At 64.5% G+C, this 16,301-nt stretch carries 19 protein-coding genes, 4 tRNA genes and 1 riboswitch; of the genes, 4 read left to right on the top strand and 19 right to left on the bottom strand.

Annotated features, from left to right (window positions below; translation table 11 throughout):
• Nucleotides 1–2: 2 nt before the first annotated feature.
• From ACIQTZ_RS17875 to hisI, 4 genes are all read right to left on the bottom strand, one after another.
• Nucleotides 3–275, bottom strand: a complete 273-nt coding sequence (locus ACIQTZ_RS17875; protein WP_387436269.1) for an HGxxPAAW family protein — start codon at nt 273–275, stop codon at nt 3–5.
• A gap of 131 nt (nt 276–406) precedes the next feature.
• Nucleotides 407–1,012, bottom strand: a complete 606-nt coding sequence (locus ACIQTZ_RS17870; RefSeq protein ID WP_402982604.1) for a Trp biosynthesis-associated membrane protein — start codon at nt 1,010–1,012, stop codon at nt 407–409.
• On the bottom strand, nt 1,009–2,607 hold the full coding sequence (locus ACIQTZ_RS17865; protein ID WP_402945919.1) for an anthranilate synthase component I: 1,599 nt from the start codon (nt 2,605–2,607) through the stop codon (nt 1,009–1,011). The genes ACIQTZ_RS17870 and ACIQTZ_RS17865 overlap by 4 nt, the downstream gene beginning before the upstream one ends.
• Before the next feature lie 55 nt (nt 2,608–2,662).
• On the bottom strand, nt 2,663–3,079 hold the full coding sequence (gene hisI / locus ACIQTZ_RS17860) for a phosphoribosyl-AMP cyclohydrolase (protein ID WP_400334472.1): 417 nt from the start codon (nt 3,077–3,079) through the stop codon (nt 2,663–2,665).
• 89 nt (nt 3,080–3,168) lie between these two features.
• Here hisI and ACIQTZ_RS17855 point away from each other — a divergent pair, with 89 nt between their 5' ends.
• A complete protein-coding gene (locus ACIQTZ_RS17855) occupies nt 3,169–3,813 on the top strand; it encodes a TIGR03085 family metal-binding protein (protein ID WP_402982603.1) in 645 nt (214 codons plus the stop codon).
• 78 nt (nt 3,814–3,891) lie between these two features.
• Here ACIQTZ_RS17855 and hisF read toward each other — a convergent pair whose 3' ends face one another.
• The 15 genes from hisF to ACIQTZ_RS17780 all read right to left on the bottom strand — a co-directional run bounded on the left by hisF (nt 3,892) and on the right by ACIQTZ_RS17780 (nt 15,715).
• Complete coding sequence (gene hisF / locus ACIQTZ_RS17850; protein ID WP_402982601.1) at nt 3,892–4,668, bottom strand: imidazole glycerol phosphate synthase subunit HisF; 777 nt, start codon at nt 4,666–4,668, stop codon at nt 3,892–3,894.
• Between the two features lie 29 nt (nt 4,669–4,697).
• Nucleotides 4,698–5,558, bottom strand: coding sequence for an ATP phosphoribosyltransferase (gene hisG, locus ACIQTZ_RS17845; RefSeq protein WP_400334475.1), 861 nt, complete (start codon nt 5,556–5,558; stop codon nt 4,698–4,700).
• Nucleotides 5,559–5,668: 110 nt separating this feature from the next.
• Complete coding sequence (locus ACIQTZ_RS17840; protein ID WP_018778638.1) at nt 5,669–5,932, bottom strand: phosphoribosyl-ATP diphosphatase; 264 nt, start codon at nt 5,930–5,932, stop codon at nt 5,669–5,671.
• Between the two features lie 108 nt (nt 5,933–6,040).
• A complete protein-coding gene (gene ribH / locus ACIQTZ_RS17835; protein ID WP_400334477.1) occupies nt 6,041–6,526 on the bottom strand; it encodes a 6,7-dimethyl-8-ribityllumazine synthase in 486 nt (161 codons plus the stop codon).
• A gap of 18 nt (nt 6,527–6,544) precedes the next feature.
• Nucleotides 6,545–7,243 (bottom strand): GTP cyclohydrolase II, encoded by a 699-nt coding sequence (ribA, locus tag ACIQTZ_RS17830; protein WP_402982599.1) that lies wholly within the window; start codon nt 7,241–7,243, stop codon nt 6,545–6,547.
• A complete protein-coding gene (ribB, locus tag ACIQTZ_RS17825; protein WP_402982598.1) occupies nt 7,240–7,950 on the bottom strand; it encodes a 3,4-dihydroxy-2-butanone-4-phosphate synthase in 711 nt (236 codons plus the stop codon). Before ribB ends, ribA begins: the two co-directional genes overlap by 4 nt.
• Nucleotides 7,947–8,621 (bottom strand): riboflavin synthase, encoded by a 675-nt coding sequence (locus tag ACIQTZ_RS17820; protein WP_402982596.1) that lies wholly within the window; start codon nt 8,619–8,621, stop codon nt 7,947–7,949. Before ACIQTZ_RS17820 ends, ribB begins: the two co-directional genes overlap by 4 nt.
• On the bottom strand, nt 8,621–9,739 hold the full coding sequence (gene ribD / locus ACIQTZ_RS17815) for a bifunctional diaminohydroxyphosphoribosylaminopyrimidine deaminase/5-amino-6-(5-phosphoribosylamino)uracil reductase RibD (protein ID WP_400334483.1): 1,119 nt from the start codon (nt 9,737–9,739) through the stop codon (nt 8,621–8,623). Before ribD ends, ACIQTZ_RS17820 begins: the two co-directional genes overlap by 1 nt.
• Nucleotides 9,736–10,428: a nicotinamide riboside transporter PnuC gene (gene pnuC / locus ACIQTZ_RS17810; protein ID WP_400334485.1), complete on the bottom strand. Its 693-nt coding sequence runs from the start codon at nt 10,426–10,428 to the stop codon at nt 9,736–9,738. The genes ribD and pnuC overlap by 4 nt, the downstream gene beginning before the upstream one ends.
• Nucleotides 10,429–10,516: 88 nt before the next feature.
• Nucleotides 10,517–10,669, bottom strand: a riboswitch (FMN riboswitch).
• Between the two features lie 79 nt (nt 10,670–10,748).
• Nucleotides 10,749–11,423, bottom strand: coding sequence for a ribulose-phosphate 3-epimerase (gene rpe / locus ACIQTZ_RS17805; protein ID WP_402982594.1), 675 nt, complete (start codon nt 11,421–11,423; stop codon nt 10,749–10,751).
• 80 nt (nt 11,424–11,503) lie between these two features.
• The gene (locus ACIQTZ_RS17800; protein ID WP_402982593.1) at nt 11,504–13,066 is read right to left on the bottom strand and encodes an RsmB/NOP family class I SAM-dependent RNA methyltransferase; all 1,563 of its coding nucleotides are present in this window, start codon (nt 13,064–13,066) and stop codon (nt 11,504–11,506) included.
• On the bottom strand, nt 13,063–13,983 hold the full coding sequence (gene fmt / locus ACIQTZ_RS17795) for a methionyl-tRNA formyltransferase (RefSeq protein WP_402982591.1): 921 nt from the start codon (nt 13,981–13,983) through the stop codon (nt 13,063–13,065). Before fmt ends, ACIQTZ_RS17800 begins: the two co-directional genes overlap by 4 nt.
• Nucleotides 13,980–14,552 carry a peptide deformylase gene (gene def, locus ACIQTZ_RS17790; RefSeq protein WP_402982589.1) on the bottom strand — a complete coding sequence of 191 codons (573 nt, stop codon included), beginning with the start codon at nt 14,550–14,552 and terminating at the stop codon, nt 13,980–13,982. Before def ends, fmt begins: the two co-directional genes overlap by 4 nt.
• Before the next feature lie 95 nt (nt 14,553–14,647).
• Nucleotides 14,648–15,532, bottom strand: a complete 885-nt coding sequence (locus tag ACIQTZ_RS17785) for a cytochrome (protein WP_402945908.1) — start codon at nt 15,530–15,532, stop codon at nt 14,648–14,650.
• Nucleotides 15,533–15,640: 108 nt separating this feature from the next.
• Nucleotides 15,641–15,715 (bottom strand) — tRNA-Val (locus ACIQTZ_RS17780).
• 262 nt (nt 15,716–15,977) lie between these two features.
• On the opposite strand from ACIQTZ_RS17780, the gene ACIQTZ_RS17775 reads away from it, so the two are divergent.
• The 3 genes from ACIQTZ_RS17775 (at nt 15,978) to ACIQTZ_RS17765 (ending at nt 16,279) form a co-directional block, all read left to right on the top strand.
• Nucleotides 15,978–16,050 (top strand) — tRNA-Gly (locus ACIQTZ_RS17775).
• Between the two features lie 45 nt (nt 16,051–16,095).
• Nucleotides 16,096–16,166: transfer RNA gene (locus ACIQTZ_RS17770), tRNA-Cys, on the top strand.
• 38 nt (nt 16,167–16,204) lie between these two features.
• Nucleotides 16,205–16,279: transfer RNA gene (locus tag ACIQTZ_RS17765), tRNA-Val, on the top strand.
• The last annotated feature ends 22 nt before the right edge of the window (nt 16,280–16,301 follow it).

Below are 16,301 nucleotides of genomic sequence, written 5' to 3'. Positions count from 1 at the left end.
GATCAGTGGCCGTTGTTCTGCAGCTTGCTGCCGCCTACTCCGTAGCCCGCCTTGCGCATGGCCCAACCAACAATGAGGCCGATGACCATGACCACGATTCCGCCAATGAAGATCGGGGTGCTGGCGATGACGAAGGCAATGGAAGAAATCAGGGCGCCAACGAGCATCACAATGACGCAGGTCCAGGCAGCCGGGCTGTTGCCGTGACCAATGGCGTCAGCGTGGCTGGCCATCTTGGACTCTGCTTGGTTTGCGGACACGGTGGTTTTGCTCATGTGAAATCTCCTCGGGATGAATACTGCTTACATTCTGCCATTTATTGACGGCGGCCGGGACATCGTCCGACGTCAGGGCGAGCGTGTGCTCTTTTATTGCACGACGCCGGCCCGCAAGGATGGCGGATGGCTTACGTGGGGTCTTCCCCGCGGGAGAGGCTGTCCCAACTGTCGATCTCGTCAACCGGCTCACTGCCACCGGCTACGCCGCTGCCCGCCTTGTCGTACTTGGTTCGGCTCTTCCAGTAACGTCCGGCAAGCGGCAGCATCACGGCGCACACCCCCAGGAAGGCCCCGGCCACGATTGCCACTACCGGGAACAACGTCGTGGCCACCTCTGCCTGGCCGCCCGACACGCCTGTTGCGCCTGCGATGGATCCCTGCGCGGCACCGAGTGGGTCGCCCAGTACCGTCACGGCGGCCAAGATGATGCCCACGGCCGACAACGCGATGATGGCAGCAATGATCCACCGGGCAATGCGGCCCGCAATGGACGCCGCCAGCCCACCTGCCAGGGAGACCAGGGCAAGCGCAGTCACGGCCGTGGCAGCCTTGTTTCCCTGAACCTGCAGATCGGCAGTGGAGGCCGTGGCAGGATCCAGATGGACAGTGATCCAGGTCTGCGTGGTGGTACCAAACACTGCGAAGGCCAGCAGGGTCGTCGTCAGTACCAGCGTGGATTTACTGGCCCAACGTGGTTGGGTGGAAGCCGCTTTGACGGGTGCCTTGGCCGTCATGAGGCGGGCGTCCCGCCGTCGAAGGTTCCGGCGTTCGTTGTTCCAGCGTCGGGGACGGTTTCGGCCGCAATGTTCTGCAACGAACCGGCCGTGTGCACCGCCCGCAGCGGGGCCGCGGCCTTGTTGACAGTTTCCAGCGCCTCGGATGGCTTGTGGGAATCGGCCACGATCCCCCCGCCTGCCTGCACATAGGCGCGACCCTCACGCAGAAGTGCCGAACGGATGGCGATTGCCATGTCCATGTCGCCGGCGAAGTCCAGGTAGCCAACCACGCCACCGTAGATGCCGCGGCGGTGCGGTTCGAGTTCATCCAGCAGGCGCAGGGCCCGCGGCTTCGGAGCGCCGGAGAGGGTGCCCGCGGGGAAGGTCGCCTTGAGGACGTCGTATGCCTTTGCGTCAGGCGCCAATTCACCAACCACCGTGGAGACCAGGTGCATGATGTGGCTGAAGCGCTCAACTTCCATGAACTGGGTGACGTCCACCGTTCCAGCGACGCAGACCTTGGAGAGGTCGTTGCGGGAAAGATCCACGAGCATCAGGTGTTCGGCGCGTTCCTTCTGGTCCGCGAGGAGCTCGGTGGCCAAGGCCTTGTCCGCTTCCACCGTCTTGCCACGGGGACGCGACCCGGCGATGGGGTGGGTGATGACTTCGCCGCCGGTGACGGTGACCAGGGCTTCCGGGGAGGACCCTACGATCGAGTATTCCCTGCCATCGGCATCCGCCAGGCTGAAGACGTACATGTAAGGGCTCGGGTTGGTGTTGCGCAGAACCCGGTAGACATCCAGCGGATCGGCGGCACATTCCATTTCGAAGCGCCGCGAGATCACCACCTGGAACACTTCCCCGTCAACGATCGCTTCCTTGCCGCGGTCGATCGCCTCCAAATACTGGTTCTCGTCCCAGCGTTCCTGCACGCTGGACGCGAAGTCCAACGCAGCTGTTTCAAGGACGGAGACCGGCTGGGCCACTGGCGTGCTGACTTGCTCCAACATGGACTTCACGCGCGCCACGGCGTCATGCCAGGCCTCATCCACGCGCTCGGTGCTGTTGTCGAAGTTAATGGCGTTGGCAATGAGCAGCACCGTACCGTCTACATTGTCATGGACGGCCATGTCCGTGACCAGGTTCAGGGCCATTTCCGGCAGGTGCAGGTCGTCTTCCGGCGGCGTCGTCAGGCGTTCCCAGTGGCGCACTGCCTCCCAGCCCAGGAATCCAACCAAGCCGGACGTGAAGGGCGGAAGGCCTTCAAAACGGTCTGTCTGCAGGGCAGCAATGGTGTCCCGCACCGCTTCAACAGGGTTACCGCCCACGGGGACGCCGACGGGCGGTTCACCGATCCAGTGTGCCTGTCCGTCCTTGGTGGTCAGGGTGGCACGGGACTTCGCGCCGATGAACGAGTAACGGGACCAGGCACCTCCCACAGCCGCGGATTCCAGGAGGAAGGTACCCGGCTGGCCCTTGGCCAGCTTGCGGTACAGCCCGATCGGAGTCTCGGCATCGGCCAGGACTTTGAGTCGGACGGGGATGACACGGCTGTGGACGGCGAGTTCGCGGAACTCTTCCAGGCCCGGGCTGATGATTCCAAGGTCCTGCATGGCTATTCTTTCCGCCTTCGGTATGAGGTGGTGCGTCAGTAAAAAGGGTGGGTGCCTAGTCGCGGTGACCCGTGACGACCGTAAAGTCGCGCCCGTCGAAGCAGGTCCGGGTTCCGGTGTGGCAGGCCGCGCCAACCTGGTCCACGCGGACCAGCAGGGCATCGCCGTCACAGTCAAGGGCGACTGACTTCACGAACTGAACGTGTCCGGAAGTGTCGCCCTTGCGCCAGTACTCCTGGCGCGAACGGGAGTAGAACGTCACCCGTCCCGTGGTCATGGTGCGGCGGAGGGCTTCGTCATCCATCCAGCCCAGCATGAGTACCTCGTTGGTGTCGTGCTGCTGGATGATGGCGGCTACAAGACCGGCGGAATCGCGTTTCAGGGCGCTCGAGATCGCCTCTGGAAGGGTCACTGCGGGGTCGCTGGGGAACTCCACGGCAGGAGTTGGACTGGGTGCGGACTGCTCTGACATCAGATCAAGTCTAGTGCCTTCGGGAGACCCCGGTTTCTGCGGCGGTTCCACTAAGCAACAGAGCCCTGATCGTGCTAGTTTCACAAGTGATGCATTTCGTCGATCCTTCCCGTGAAGTACTGGCCGAAACCCTGCTGGCGGCCGGGCCTGACTCCCCCACGCTCTGCGAAGGGTGGCTCACCCGGGATCTTGCCGCGCACCTCTACCTGCGTGAACGCAAGGCGGCAGTAGGGCTGGGCCTGCTGATCCCCAGCCTCGGCAAGGCCTCGGACAAGGCCACCTCCAAGCTGGCGGCCAGGTTGAAGAGCACGGACGACTACGCCGAGTTGGTCAAGACGTTCAGGGCAGGCCCTCCGGCACTCTCCCCCCTGAAGATCAAGGCCCTCGACGAAACGTCCAACCTGATCGAATATTTCGTGCACACGGAGGACATCCGCCGCGCCGGGGACCGCTGGGCACCCCGCGCCCTGGACGAGGCCTACTCGGATGCCCTGTGGGATGAACTGATCAAGCGGGCTGCCTACTTGTACCGCGGCGTGGACCTGGGCATCGTCCTTGTCCGCCCCACGGGACCCCGGCACGTTGCCAAACGGGCACCCGTTTCGGTGGCGATCGTCGGCGATCCTGGAGAGTTGCTGATGCACGCCCATGGCCGGACCAACCAGGCCTTGGTCACCTTCGAAGGCCAGCCGGACGCCGTCGCGCTTTTGCAGTCAGCCGACATCGGACTTTAAGCACCAACGCGGGGTCACTTCCGGCCCGTCCCACCAGGGATGATGGGCCGGAAGTGACCCCGCGTTGCTGTCTGATGCTTAGCGTACTTCGAAACCCGCCGCGCGGATGGCGGTCTTTACCTGCGCAATCATGTCATCCGGACCGAAGTGGAATACGGAGGCGGCCAGCACGGCGTCGGCTCCGGCTTCCACGGCGGGCGGGAAGTGCGCTGGCTCGCCGGCGCCGCCGGAAGCGATGATCGGAATATTGACCGCGGCACGGACCAAGCGGATGAGCTCCAGGTCGAAGCCATCTTTGGTACCGTCCGCATCGATCGAGTTCAACAGGATCTCGCCGACCCCACGGTCCGCGGCTTCCTTGGCCCAGGCGATGGCGTCGATTCCGGTCCCGGTACGACCACCGTGGGTGGTCACCTCAAAACCGGACGACGTCGGGACGTCGCCGTCGCGGGGACGGCGCGCGTCCACGGACAACACCAGCACCTGCGAACCGAAGTGGCGGGTGATCTCATCGATGACCTCGGGACGTGCCACGGCAGCGGTGTTGATGGACGCTTTGTCCGCGCCGAAGCGGAGCAGCTTGTCCACTTCGGCCACGCCACGTACGCCGCCACCGACGGTGAGCGGAATGAATACTTCCTCGGCAGTCCTGCGCACAACATCGAAAGTCGTTTCCCGGTTGCCGGAGGAAGCCGTGACGTCGAGGAACGTCAGCTCGTCGGCTCCCCCGTTGTCATAGCGGTGGGCCAGCTCAACCGGGTCCCCGGCGTCGCGTAGGCCTTCGAAGTTGACGCCCTTGACCACGCGGCCGGCGTCAACGTCGAGGCAGGGAATAACGCGTACGGCTACAGCCATGTGTTGCTCCTCTGGAGATCGGGGCCGGGTCAGATACGGCAGGCGTGGATGCTGCTGACCAGGATGGCGCGCGCGCCGAGGTCGTAGAGCTCGTCCATGATGCGGTTGGTTTCCTTCTTCGGAACCATGGACCGCACGGCAACCCATTCGGAGTCGCGCAACGGCGAAACGGTGGGCGATTCCAGTCCGGGGGTCAGCGCAGCGGCGTCTTCCACCAGGTCCTTGCGGATGTCGTAATCCATCAGCACGTACTGGCGTGCCACGAGGACACCCTGCAGGCGACGGATCAGGACATCGATTTCCTTCGCGGTGCCGTTTGCGGCGCCACCGGGTCCGGTGCGGCGGATCAGGACGGCCTCGGAACGCAGGATCGGATCGCCGAAGATTTCCATGCCCGCAGCCTTGAGGGTGTTGCCCGTTTCCACGACGTCGGCGATCGCATCGGCCACGCCGAGGCGTACGGACGATTCGACGGCGCCGTCGAGGCGGACCACTTTGGCGTTGACGCCGCGTTCGGCGAGGTAGTCGCGCAGGAGGCCGTCATAGCTGGTGGCCAGGCGCTTGCCTTCGAGCTGCTCGACGCCGGAGAAGTCACCAACGGGACCGGCGAACCGGAACGTGGAGGGGGCAAAGCCCAGGGGAAGCAACTCTTCGGCTTCCACCTTGGCATCAAGCAGGAGGTCGCGGCCGGTAATGCCTACATCAAGGGTTCCCTGTCCCACGTACACGGCGATGTCGCGGGGGCGCAGGAAGAAGAACTCGATGTCGTTGTCGGGATCAACCATCACCAGTTCACGGCTGTCGCGGCGCTGGCGGTAGCCTGCCTCGGACAACATGGCGGAGGCGGCTTCTGACAGGGATCCCTTGTTCGGGACTGCTACACGGAGCATGGGAAAGACTTTCTGTTTGGAAGGGAGGTTTCAGGCACACGGCCACGCGGAGAGCTCCGGCTGGGCTGCCTCACCCGCTGGGGGTCGGCGAAGCAGGCGGAGTGGCGTGGCTAGAGATGCTTGTAAACGTCCTCCAGGCTGAGGCCCTTGGCGAGCATGAGGACCTGCAGGTGGTACAGCAGCTGGGAGATTTCCTCGGCAGCGGCTTCGTCGGATTCGTACTCCGCGGCCATCCAGACTTCGGCGGCTTCTTCGACGACTTTCTTGCCGATGCCGTGGATTCCGGAGTCCAGTTCAGCGACCGTGCGCGAACCTGCCGGGCGGGTCGCTGCTTTCTCACTCAGTTCTGCGAACAGCGTCTCGAAATTCTTCACGCCCTACAGACTACTTGCTTCGTGGCTGGCCCCGCTTGTTGGGGCGTTGCATGACGAAGGGGATGTGAGTGAACACACACCCACATCCCCTCCCTGCAAGCAACCAGGCTAGCTGAACTGCTTGAGGGTGACCGCCGTGGCCAGGGCGGCAGAGACTGCTTCGTGGCCCTTGTCCTCGGTTGAACCGGGAAGCCCGGCGCGGTCCAGGCCCTGCTGTTCGGTGTCGCACGTGAGGACCCCGAAACCTACCGGCACGCCGGTGCGTACGCTCACGTCGGTCAGCCCGGAGGTGGCCGCCTGGCAGACGTAGTCGAAGTGCGGTGTGCCACCGCGGATGACCACACCGAGAGCTACTACGGCGTCAAAATGCGGGGCCAGCCGGGCTGCTGCCACGGGGAGTTCGAAACTCCCGGGAACCCGCAGCACCGCGGGTTCGGCGATGCCGGCTTCCTTGGCGGCGCGGAGGGCGCCATCCAGGAGGCCATCCATGATCTGGGTGTGCCAGCTGGCCGCAACGATGGCCAGCTTCAGTTCCGAGGTTTCCTCGGGGTTGAGGGTAGTGAGGTCGATGGTGGGCGCGCCGTGTCCGCTCATTGTTTCCTGGAAATCCGTTCAGTCTTGTTTGTTGTCGAAAGTGTGGGGTTTGTTGCCGTTTCCTGCAGGCTCGGTTTCAAGCGTCAGCAGGTGGTCCATCCGGTCCTTCTTGGTCTGCAGGTAGCGCAGGTTCTGCTCGCGGGACGGCACCTCGGTGGGGACCATTTCCACCACAGTGACGCCGGCCTGGGCCAGCCGGTTCTGCTTGTCCGGGTTGTTGCTGAGGAGCCGGACCTCATGGAGGCCCATTTCTGCCAGGATCTGGGCAGCAGCGGTGTACGAACGGGCGTCAACGGGCAGGCCCAGCTGTTCATTGGCCTCCACAGTGTCGAATCCGGCTTCCTGCAGGGCGTAGGCCTTGATCTTGTTGGCCAGGCCAATGCCACGGCCTTCCTGGCCGCGCAGGTACAGGAGCGTGCCGCCTTCGGCATGGATCAGCTCCAGGGCAAACGCCAATTGCTCCCCGCAATCGCAGCGGTAGGACCCGAACACGTCACCGGTCAGGCATTCCGAATGCAGCCGGACCAAAGGTGCGCGTCCGTCCTTGGGAGGGTTGGGGGAGCTGACGGCGAGGTGTTCAACACCGGTCTCGTGGTCCGTCCATGCCTGGGCTACGAAATCACCGAAAGCGGTGGGCAATTGCACAATCGGCCCACCGGAAACCGGATGGGGTGTGCGCTCCGAATCGCTGCTGCGTCGCGTCGTGGATGCCGTCATCGCTTCTCCTCGTCTGCCACCGAAATGTGTGCGTTGGGATTCTGTGCCCCTTCGGACTCTACCGCCTCCACGTATGCCACCAGGTCCTCGATCGAAATGAGGGGACATCCGTGCTCGGCGGCGAAGTCGCGCAGGCTGTCCAAGCGCATCATTTCGCCATCGTCGTGTACCAACTCAGCGATCACACCCACGGGAGCCAGGCCGGCGAGTCGGCACAAGTCCACTGCCGCTTCCGTGTGACCGGGGCGTTCACGCACTCCTCCCTTAACCGCGCGGAGGGGGAAAATATGCCCGGGACGGGTTATGCCGGCCGGCGTACTGCCCGGATCCGCGAGGATCCTGGCCGTCAATGCGCGGTCCGTGGCCGAAATGCCGGTGCTCACGCCTTGGGCAGCATCGCACGAAACCGTGTATGCCGTACCTTTCGCGTCCTCGTTGACGGCCACCATCTGCGGTAGCGCCAGAGCATCGGCCCGAGCGCCTTCAAGCGGCACGCAGATCACGCCGGACGAATAGCGGATGGTCCATCCCATCAGGGCAGGAGTGGCGTGCTGGGCCGCGAAGATGATGTCGCCTTCGTTCTCGCGGTCTTCGTTATCCACCACGATCACGGCCTTGCCCGCGGCCATGGCCACGATGGCTGCCTCGACGGGATCCAGGCCCTGGCGGTGGATGGTGTCCGGGGTGGTCTTGGCTGGCGTGCTCATCGCGCTGCCTCCTGTGTTGCTGCTGTGGTGTCATCTCCGGCACGGTGCGCGGGGTTTCCCTGCGGGGCAAAGGAGAGCAGGCGCTCGGTGTACTTGGCCAGCACGTCCACTTCCAGGTTCACGTTCGCCCCGAGGGCCTTCGCGCCGAGGCCGGTTTCCTCAAGCGTGGTGGGGATCAGCCCTACTTCGAACCACGGTTCCGCTGCCGCGGCAGGGCTGACAGCGGTGACGGTCAGCGAAACACCGTCGACGGCGATCGAACCCTTCTCGGCGATGTACCGGGCCAGGGGCGCCGGGACGCCAAAGCGCAGGCGGTCCCAATTGCCCTGCGCTTCACGTTCCCGAAGTTCCCCGACGCCGTCCACGTGCCCTTGGACAACGTGTCCGTCGAGGCGGCCTCCTGCCGGGACGCAGCGTTCAAGGTTGACGGAGTCGCCCGGCGCCAACTGCCCGATCGTGGTTCGGACCAGGGTCTCCCCCATGACGTCCACGCTGAACTCCTGGCCCTCAATCTGCGTCGCCGTGAGGCACACGCCGTTGACGGCGATGGAGCCGCCCAACGGCAGGCCGTCGGCCGTGCTTGGCGCTTTCAGGCGCAGGGTGGCGCTGGTTTCGCCTTCGTGTTCAATGGCCAGGACAGTGCCCTGCTCGGCGACGATTCCGGTAAACATCAGTGTCCTCCTGAGACATATTCCGCGGCTTCACTGCCGGGACGGGAATTCGGGGTTGTGCTGGCTTGAGGCCGGGTTGGCCGCAAGTGCAGCCGCAGGTCGTTGCCCAAGGTACGGACGGAGCCGCGTCCGGCCTCGTCCCATGCCCAGTGCTGGGCGTCGGCCAGCGTGGAGATGCCCAGGTCGTGAAGGGCCGGCGTACCGGAGCCCAACAGGGTGGGGGCCAGGTAGACGATCAGTTCGTCCACTAGTCCCGCCGCCAGGAAGGTGCTCAGGATGCTCGATCCGCCTTCCACCATGACGTGTCGCACGCCTTGTTCGAACAGCAGGGAGAGGGCTTCGGCGGGGTCGCGGGTCGGCAGGTGGAGGAACCGTCCATCCGTCCCCCGGACCGCCGCGTCTTCCGGAACATCCCGTTGTCCCATGACCACCCGAAGGGGTTGGCGGCCGGAGAGGCCACCGTCGGGATCGCGGGCGGTGAGGCGGGGGTTGTCGATCAGGACCGTGCCGGTGCCCACCAGGATCGCATCAATCAGTCCCCGCAGGCCGTGGTTGTCGGCCAGGGATTCCGGGCTCGAAATCCACTGGCTGGTTCCGTCCACCGCCGCAATGCGGCTGTCCAAGGTCTGTGCGATGTGCAGGGTGACGAAAGGACGCTTGGCGGCAACGGCGTCGAACCATTCCCTGTTGAGATGGAGCGCCTCGGCCTCTGCCAGCCCGGAGCCAACCTCCACTCCGGCGGAGCGAAGCGTCCGGGCGCCGCCGGCGGCGGGATCATGGGGATCGTCAACGGCATAGATAACCCGGGCAATGCCAGCCGCGATGATCGCCTGGGCGCACGGTCCGGTACGTCCTACGTGGTTGCACGGTTCCAGGGTGACCACCATGGTGGTTCCGGCCAGGTCCACTCCCTGCTTGCGGGCTTCATGGATGGCATCCGCCTCGGCATGCGCGGTGCCGGCACCACGGTGGTAGCCAACAGCCAACTGCTCTCCCGCCGGGCTGAGGATCACGGCACCCACCAAGGGATTGGCTCCCCGGGGACCCGCCAAGGCCGCGGCCAGGGCAGCGTCCATGGCGGCGTGCTCGGCGGCGCTGAAATCCAGGGAACCGGTCATGACACCGCTCCCGCCGTCGACTGGATCCTCGGCGCTGCTGGACGTTCGCGCTTGTCAGCCCGCCACCAGACGAAGAATCCGGCCAGGGTGAAGAAGCCATAGAACAGGTACATCACGGCGCTTGCGTAGTAACCCGCGCTGAACAGCAGGGGCACACCTACAATGTCCACCGCAACCCAGATCAGCCAGAACTCGGTCCAGCCGCGGGCCATGCCATAGGTTGCCAGGAGGGATCCCATGAAGGTCCAGGCATCGGCCCAAACAGGCGGGTACGAACCCAGGGCATCGAACAAGGGGGTCAGCGCTGCCGTCCCGGCAACCATCGCACCGATCAAGGCGATGCGGACTTTAGGGGTGGCCCAACCAGGAACAATGGCGCGTCCGGCACTGCCGGAGCTGCGGCCTTGCTGCCACCGGTACCAGCCATAAACGGCCACGGCGATGAACATCAATTGGCGGGCGGCCTGTCCCCACAGGGTAGCCGGCGCCGCTGCGCCGAAGACGTTGCCGAGGAACACGGTCAGCAGCAGGATGTTGCCGAGAATGCCCACGGGCCAAGCCCAGACTTTACGGCGCATTCCGCCGAGGGCGCTTGCGAGCCCAAAAATATTGCCAAGCACTTCGCGTAGTACAAGCGCAGATCCTCCAACAGGTATCTGTGCTTCGAAGAGCCATCGCAGAAAATCCATGCCGTTCCTTCCCAGTCAGCCGCGATGGCTCCGGGGGTGTACGACAGAGCACGACCGGAACGTCCTGTTGGACGCACACGGCGTGACTGTACGTGCTTCTCCCATCCAGACTTTAACTGTCGGTACCGGAATTCCACCGGTTCAACCGTCTGCCTCCGGCATCCATTGCTGGACTCCCTTGGCGCGCGGGTCGCGGACTATGACCGCCGGTTCGGACTTACACCGACCCCGGAGCACGTATATGTGTGTTGATATTCTGCCACAACCTTGAAGATGGCCGGACTATTCCCGGCCATCTTCGTAACATCCGGAAGCGGACGTCACCGAGTGGCTTGGCCGGCCTTTGAGCCAACTGTCCGGAGCCGGTCAATGGCGGCCGCCGGATCTTCGTGGCCGTAGACGGCCGAACCTGCTACGAAGACATTCGCTCCTGCTTCGGCAGCGCGCACAATGGTCTCCTCCGTGATGCCGCCATCAACCTGGATGGCGACGCCGAGGCCCGAGCCGTCAACGGCAGCGCGGGCACGGCGGATCTTCGGCAGGGTGACGTCCAGGAAGGCCTGGCCGCCAAACCCCGGTTCCACGGTCATGATCAGGAGCATGTCCAGTTCACTGAGCATGTCCAAGTACGGCTCCACCGGCGTGGCGGGCCGCAGCGCCATGCCTGCCTTTGCCCCGCGGGCACGCAGTTCGCGCGCGAGCTTCACCGGGGCCATCGCTGCCTCGGCGTGGAAGGTCACTGAGGCAACACCGGCGTCCGCGTAGGCAGGTGCCCAGCGGTCGGCGTCGGAAATCATCAGGTGCGCATCCAGCGGCACGGGGCTGACAGCTTGGATGCGCTGCACCACGGGCAGGCCCAGTGTCAGGTTGGGAACAAAGTGGTTGTCCATGACATCCACGTGCACTGCGTCCGCGGTGCCGATGCGCTGGAGTTCGGACTCAAGGTTGACGAAGTCCGCGGAGAGGATGCTCGGGTTGATACAGCACTGGGACAAGGAATTTCCCCTTCGATGTAGTAATGGACTGACGCGTGCGGGCAGCGGAGCCGGTGAAGTCCGCAGCCCGCAGGAGCCTGCTACGGCTTCTTGCGGATCAACGCCAGGAACATGGCGTCGGTCTGGTGGACGTGCGGCCAAAGCTGCGCCGTCAATTCGTGGCCCGCGCCCAAATGACCGCCGAGGCTCACATCGTCAAGTGCACTGCCGGCGTCGAGCAACTCAAGGTCCGCACGCTTCGCCAGGACATCCCCGACGACGGCGGTTGTTTCCGCGGGGTGCGGCGAGCACGTGACGTACCCCACCACTCCGCCGGGCTTCACGGCGTCGATGGCCGAGTTCAGGAGTTCCCGCTGGAGCGGACCCAAATCGGCCACATCCTTGGGGGCACGGCGCCAACGGGACTCGGGGCGCCGGCGAAGGGCGCCCAGGCCACTGCAGGGAACGTCCACCAGCACCCGGTCAAAGGACTCCGGCTGTTCGGAGCCCACTTCCCTGCCGTCTCCGGTCCGGACTGTCCACGAGTCCTGGGGAACCGCGGACAAAGCCTGTTGGACCAGCTTGGCGCGGTGGGGAGCGGGTTCGTTCGCCAGCAGGGTTGCTCCACCCTGGTGGGCCAACGCCGCCAACAACGCTGCCTTGCCGCCTGGTCCTGCACAGAGGTCCAGCCAACGCTCGCCCCCGGTCGATCCGGTGTCCACACGGGCCTCCGCCACTGCACGGGCAACCAACTGGGAACCAACGTCCTGGACCCGGGTGGTCCCTGCACGGACGGATTCCAGCCTGCCGAGGTCTCCACCGGACGAAAGGGCCGAGCCTTCAACAAGTTCACCCGGGGCGGCGCCCAGCTCGAGGGCTTCTTCCAGGCTGCCAATCCCCGGCAACGCCACAAGGTTTACCACCGGCGCGGCGTTGTCCGCCTCCAGCAAGGCTTCAATCTCGGATACGGGCCGGCCGTGGTTCACCAGGGACTGGCGCAAGGCCCGGACGATCCACTCCGGGTGGGCGTGGCGCAGTGCCGCGACTTTGGTTGCGTCGCTCTCCTGATCCAGGAGCATGTCCATCCACTCCTGGAGCGAGCGGGCCGCCACCTTTCGAAGGACGGCGTTAATGAGCGACGACGGTCCGGCACCGATCACTGCACGGGCCAGGCCCACTGTCTGGTCCAAGGCCGCATGGGCCGGAACGCGCATGGACAGCAACTGGTGGGCACCGATCCGGAGGGCATCAAGGATGGCGGGGTCGAGTTGCTCCAAGGGACGGTCGACGCAACGGGCCAGGATGGCGTCGTAGGTGCCTTGGCCCCGCAAGGCCCCGTAACTTAGTTCGGTAGCGAAGCCGGCATCCCTGCGGTCCAGCCGGTGCTCGCGGATGCGCGCCGGGAGAACCAGGTTGGCGTAGGCGTCCTCCGAAGCAACCGCCCGAAGCACCTCGAAGGCAACCAAACGGGCCGGATCCGCGCGCCTGGTGCGCTGCGACGGGGCACTGGAGGAGAATCCCTTCTGCGGGCCCCTGTTCCGTTCCCTGCCTTGGGCGTTGCGCTTGCTGTCGCCGCGGGGACCTTGTTTCCCGGATGCGGCTTGGCTCCGGCGGCCATCCCGGCTTCCGCCGCTGTTGGGGCCTCGGCGGCCTGACTCACTCATTCAAAAACCACTTTCCCGGCTGCTGCCAAGCCGCGGGCCCAGTCGGCCGGCGGCATCATTTTCTTTCCTGCGGGCTGGATGCGGCCCAGCTCCACGGCATGGGAGCCCGTACCTACCAATACAGACTTACCTTCAGCCCGGACCATGCCGGGATCCAGGTCCTTGACGTCAGGACGCAAGGACACCGGTTCCAGCTTGATCCGCTGCCCTTCCAGGATGGTCCACGCGCCTGGCTCGGGGGTGACCCCACGGGACCGCCGCTGCAATGCAAGGGCTGGCTGCTGCCAGTCCAGCCTGCCGTCCTCGAGGGTGAGCTTTGGCGCCAAGGAGATGTCGCCTGATTGCGCCTGCGGGGCTGCCTGGCCGGCGTCGATAGCAGACAGGGTCTGGCATAGCAGCACCGCGCCGCTGTCAGAAAGCCGGTTCAGGAGATCACCGGCAGTATCGTCATCGCGAACCGTTTCAGTCAGGGTTCCGAAGACCGGTCCGGTGTCCAGCCCCTCCTCCAGGCGGAAGGTGGCCGCACCGGTGACATCATCGCCCGCGATGATGGAGCGCTGTACCGGCGCCGCGCCCCGCCACGCCGGGAGCAGCGAGAAGTGGAGGTTCACCCAACCATGGGTTGGAACGTCCAAGGCTGCGCGCGGAACAATGCCGCCGTAGGCCACGATGGCGGCGACGTCCGGTGCGATGCCGGCTATTCTTGCCGTGACCCCAGCGTCCACTTTTGCCGCACGGATCACCTCGATACCCAGTTCTTCAGCACGGGCCGCCACGGGCGAGGGGGTAAGCACCCGCTTGCGTCCCAGCGGCGCGTCCGGCCGGGTCAGTACGGCCACAACATCGAATCCGGCGTTGACCAAAGCGTTAAGGGAAGGAACAGCAACCGCCGGCGTCCCGGCGAACAGTACCCTCACTCCGGAATCCCGAAGCTGCCGCCACCAAAGCTGGAACCCACTGAAGTGGCCCGCTTGGACGTGGTCTGTTCAGTAACCGCGTGGTAGTTGCCATTGCGGATGGCACGCAGTGCGGCCTTGCGGTCCTCACCTTCCAAACGGTCGGTGTACAGGACTCCGTCCAGATGGTCGTTCTCATGTTGGAAGCACCGCGCCAGCATTCCCTCGGCCTCCACCGTGACCGGATTGCCGTTGAGATCCACGCCAGTGACCGTGGTGGCCCGGTGGCGGCGAACCGGGAAGCCAAGTCCTGGAATGGACAGGCACCCTTCAACCTCATCCGGTTGGAAGTCTTCGCTGTTGTCCAGGACAGGATTGATGATGTGTCCTTCTGCACCGCCGATGCGGTAGGTGAAAACCCGCTGGCTCACGCCTACTTGCGGGGCTGCCAGGCCTGCACCGTCAACATCTTCCATGGTGTCCATCATGTCGGCTACCAGCTTGGCGAGTTCCGGTCCGAAGTCGGTGACGGGATCCGCCACGGTGCGCAACACCGGATCCCCGATGATTCGGATACTCAAAATTGCCATCTGCTGTCAGTCCTCACGATCGTCTGCCTCTGGTCCGGATGCTGCGGAGCCTTAGCCAGTTTAGTTGAGAGGAAGGATCAGGGGCTTGGCCCGGGTTAGTTTCCTGCGGCGCCGGCACCGATCCTGACGCCCGAGGCGGCAAGGGGTGGCGGGGCGATCGGCAGGAGGGCCTGCCCGGCGGCCGAGACATCGGCGGACATTTCCCACACCCGCCGCAAAGCGCAGAACTTCCACCAATGGTGCTTCAGCACCTCAGGGTTGGCCCGCTGCGGACGTACCTCCGTTTCGCCGATTGCGACAGCCAGGAGCATGGGGTTCTCACCAAACCTCCATTGTTCCCACTCCCCCGCCACGGGATCCACCAGGCTTTCCTCGGCCTTCATGCCCGCCACCAACTGCATGACAACCTTGTCATCGAGGGCTTTCACGGTGCCGTCCCGGGAGGTTCCCTTGGTCTTGTAGTCAATCAGGCAAATACGGCCGTTGATCCGGGCCACCAGGTCCAATGTTCCGGCGTAGCCCACACTCTTGTTCCACACGGTGATTTCCGGGGCAAGGGGCTCAACGCCGTACAGCTCCCACCATTCGTCGAACCTTGCGGCAAAGGCCTGCTCACCGTTGGCCGCGAGTTCGTCCCTGCACTCCTGCATGCGGTGCGGGCGTCCAAGGGCGCGCAGTGCCACCTGCTCACAATAGGTATGCACGCGGTCCCCGCGTGCGGCAGCCTCGTCCCGGTACGTTTCGGCGGCCTTCGACGCCTTGTTCACTGCCTGCCTGATCCGGGCGGGGCTCCCGATAAGCGCGGGCAATTCCGGATCGGCCGCCAGGCTGCTTGCTCCCATGAAACTGAACCAGCCGTCAAGGGAGTGCGCCTGCTGCGCAATGACAGTTGTTATGGAAGGCACCGAAAACTGTTCCGTAGTGGAACGGGCATACATTCGGCCGTAGTCAGTAGCGTGGGCAAGCAGTGGAGCGGTCATACAAAGACTCTGACACAGAGCACCGACAGAATGCGCCCCCGGCCGGGGAACCTGCCCGGAGAAACGAAAGAACCCCGCCGGACTGGATCCAGTCCGGCGGGGTTCTGTTGGTGGGCGATACTGGGTTCGAACCAGTGACCTCTTCGGTGTGAACGAAGCGCGCTACCACTGCGCCAATCGCCCGGGGTGATCGTGCATCAACTGCCCGGTGCATATAGAACACTAGCCCACGCTGCCTGGAATGCAAAACGGGTCGGCCAGCACGAACTACAGGCGTGGAATTACAGCCGTGGAAGTCTGCAAATTCCGCGCAAATTCAGGGATCCAGCCCCCATGGTTGGGAAATCACCGGGCTCGATTTGGAGTTTGCTGGAACCTCCTATAGAGTTTTTACTCGTCGGAAAGCGACGGAATGCCTGAAGGGCGGTCCGGAGCGAACCACAATGCGGACGTAGCTCAGCTGGTAGAGCACCACCTTGCCAAGGTGGATGTCGCGAGTTCGAATCTCGTCGTCCGCTCGCAAGGCACTGTCAAGCATGAATTCCCCGGAATCCTGCTTACACGGTGGGTTGGCCGAGAGGCGAGGCAGCGGCCTGCAAAGCCGTATACACGGGTTCGAATCCCGTACCCACCTCGGTGAAAACCATGCCTTCCAGGTCATTCTGGATGCATGGGCGATTGGCGCAGCGGTAGCGCGCTTCCCTGACACGGAAGAGGTCACTGGTTCGATCCCAGTATCGCCCACCAAAACAAGGCAACTTGTTTGTTG

Origin of the sequence: Paenarthrobacter sp. NPDC090520 (assembly GCF_044769205.1) — a bacterium.
GTDB lineage: Bacteria > Actinomycetota > Actinomycetes > Actinomycetales > Micrococcaceae > Arthrobacter.
The sequence above is the reverse complement of the archived record's forward strand: the minus strand, read 5'-3'. Positions and strand labels throughout refer to the sequence as shown.

Bases quoted from the DNA above. Each gene is read 5' to 3' on its own strand.
- hisF (WP_402982601.1), bottom strand. From the start codon at position 4,668: ATGGCTGTAGCCGTACGCGTTATTCCCTGCCTCGACGTTGACGCCGGC.
- pnuC (WP_400334485.1), bottom strand. From the start codon at position 10,428: ATGGATTTTCTGCGATGGCTCTTCGAAGCACAGATACCTGTTGGAGGA.
- ACIQTZ_RS17800 (WP_402982593.1), bottom strand. From the start codon at position 13,066: ATGAGTGAGTCAGGCCGCCGAGGCCCCAACAGCGGCGGAAGCCGGGAT.
- ACIQTZ_RS17875 (WP_387436269.1), bottom strand. From the start codon at position 275: ATGAGCAAAACCACCGTGTCCGCAAACCAAGCAGAGTCCAAGATGGCC.
- ribD (WP_400334483.1), bottom strand. From the start codon at position 9,739: ATGACCGGTTCCCTGGATTTCAGCGCCGCCGAGCACGCCGCCATGGAC.
- hisG (WP_400334475.1), bottom strand. From the start codon at position 5,558: ATGCTCCGTGTAGCAGTCCCGAACAAGGGATCCCTGTCAGAAGCCGCC.
- ribB (WP_402982598.1), bottom strand. From the start codon at position 7,950: ATGAGCACGCCAGCCAAGACCACCCCGGACACCATCCACCGCCAGGGC.
- ACIQTZ_RS17785 (WP_402945908.1), bottom strand. From the start codon at position 15,532: ATGACCGCTCCACTGCTTGCCCACGCTACTGACTACGGCCGAATGTAT.
- def (WP_402982589.1), bottom strand. From the start codon at position 14,552: ATGGCAATTTTGAGTATCCGAATCATCGGGGATCCGGTGTTGCGCACC.
- ACIQTZ_RS17870 (WP_402982604.1), bottom strand. From the start codon at position 1,012: ATGACGGCCAAGGCACCCGTCAAAGCGGCTTCCACCCAACCACGTTGG.
- ribA (WP_402982599.1), bottom strand. From the start codon at position 7,243: ATGACGGCATCCACGACGCGACGCAGCAGCGATTCGGAGCGCACACCC.
- ACIQTZ_RS17820 (WP_402982596.1), bottom strand. From the start codon at position 8,621: ATGTTTACCGGAATCGTCGCCGAGCAGGGCACTGTCCTGGCCATTGAA.
- ribH (WP_400334477.1), bottom strand. From the start codon at position 6,526: ATGAGCGGACACGGCGCGCCCACCATCGACCTCACTACCCTCAACCCC.
- hisI (WP_400334472.1), bottom strand. From the start codon at position 3,079: ATGTCAGAGCAGTCCGCACCCAGTCCAACTCCTGCCGTGGAGTTCCCC.
- ACIQTZ_RS17855 (WP_402982603.1), top strand. From the start codon at position 3,169: ATGCATTTCGTCGATCCTTCCCGTGAAGTACTGGCCGAAACCCTGCTG.
- ACIQTZ_RS17865 (WP_402945919.1), bottom strand. From the start codon at position 2,607: ATGCAGGACCTTGGAATCATCAGCCCGGGCCTGGAAGAGTTCCGCGAA.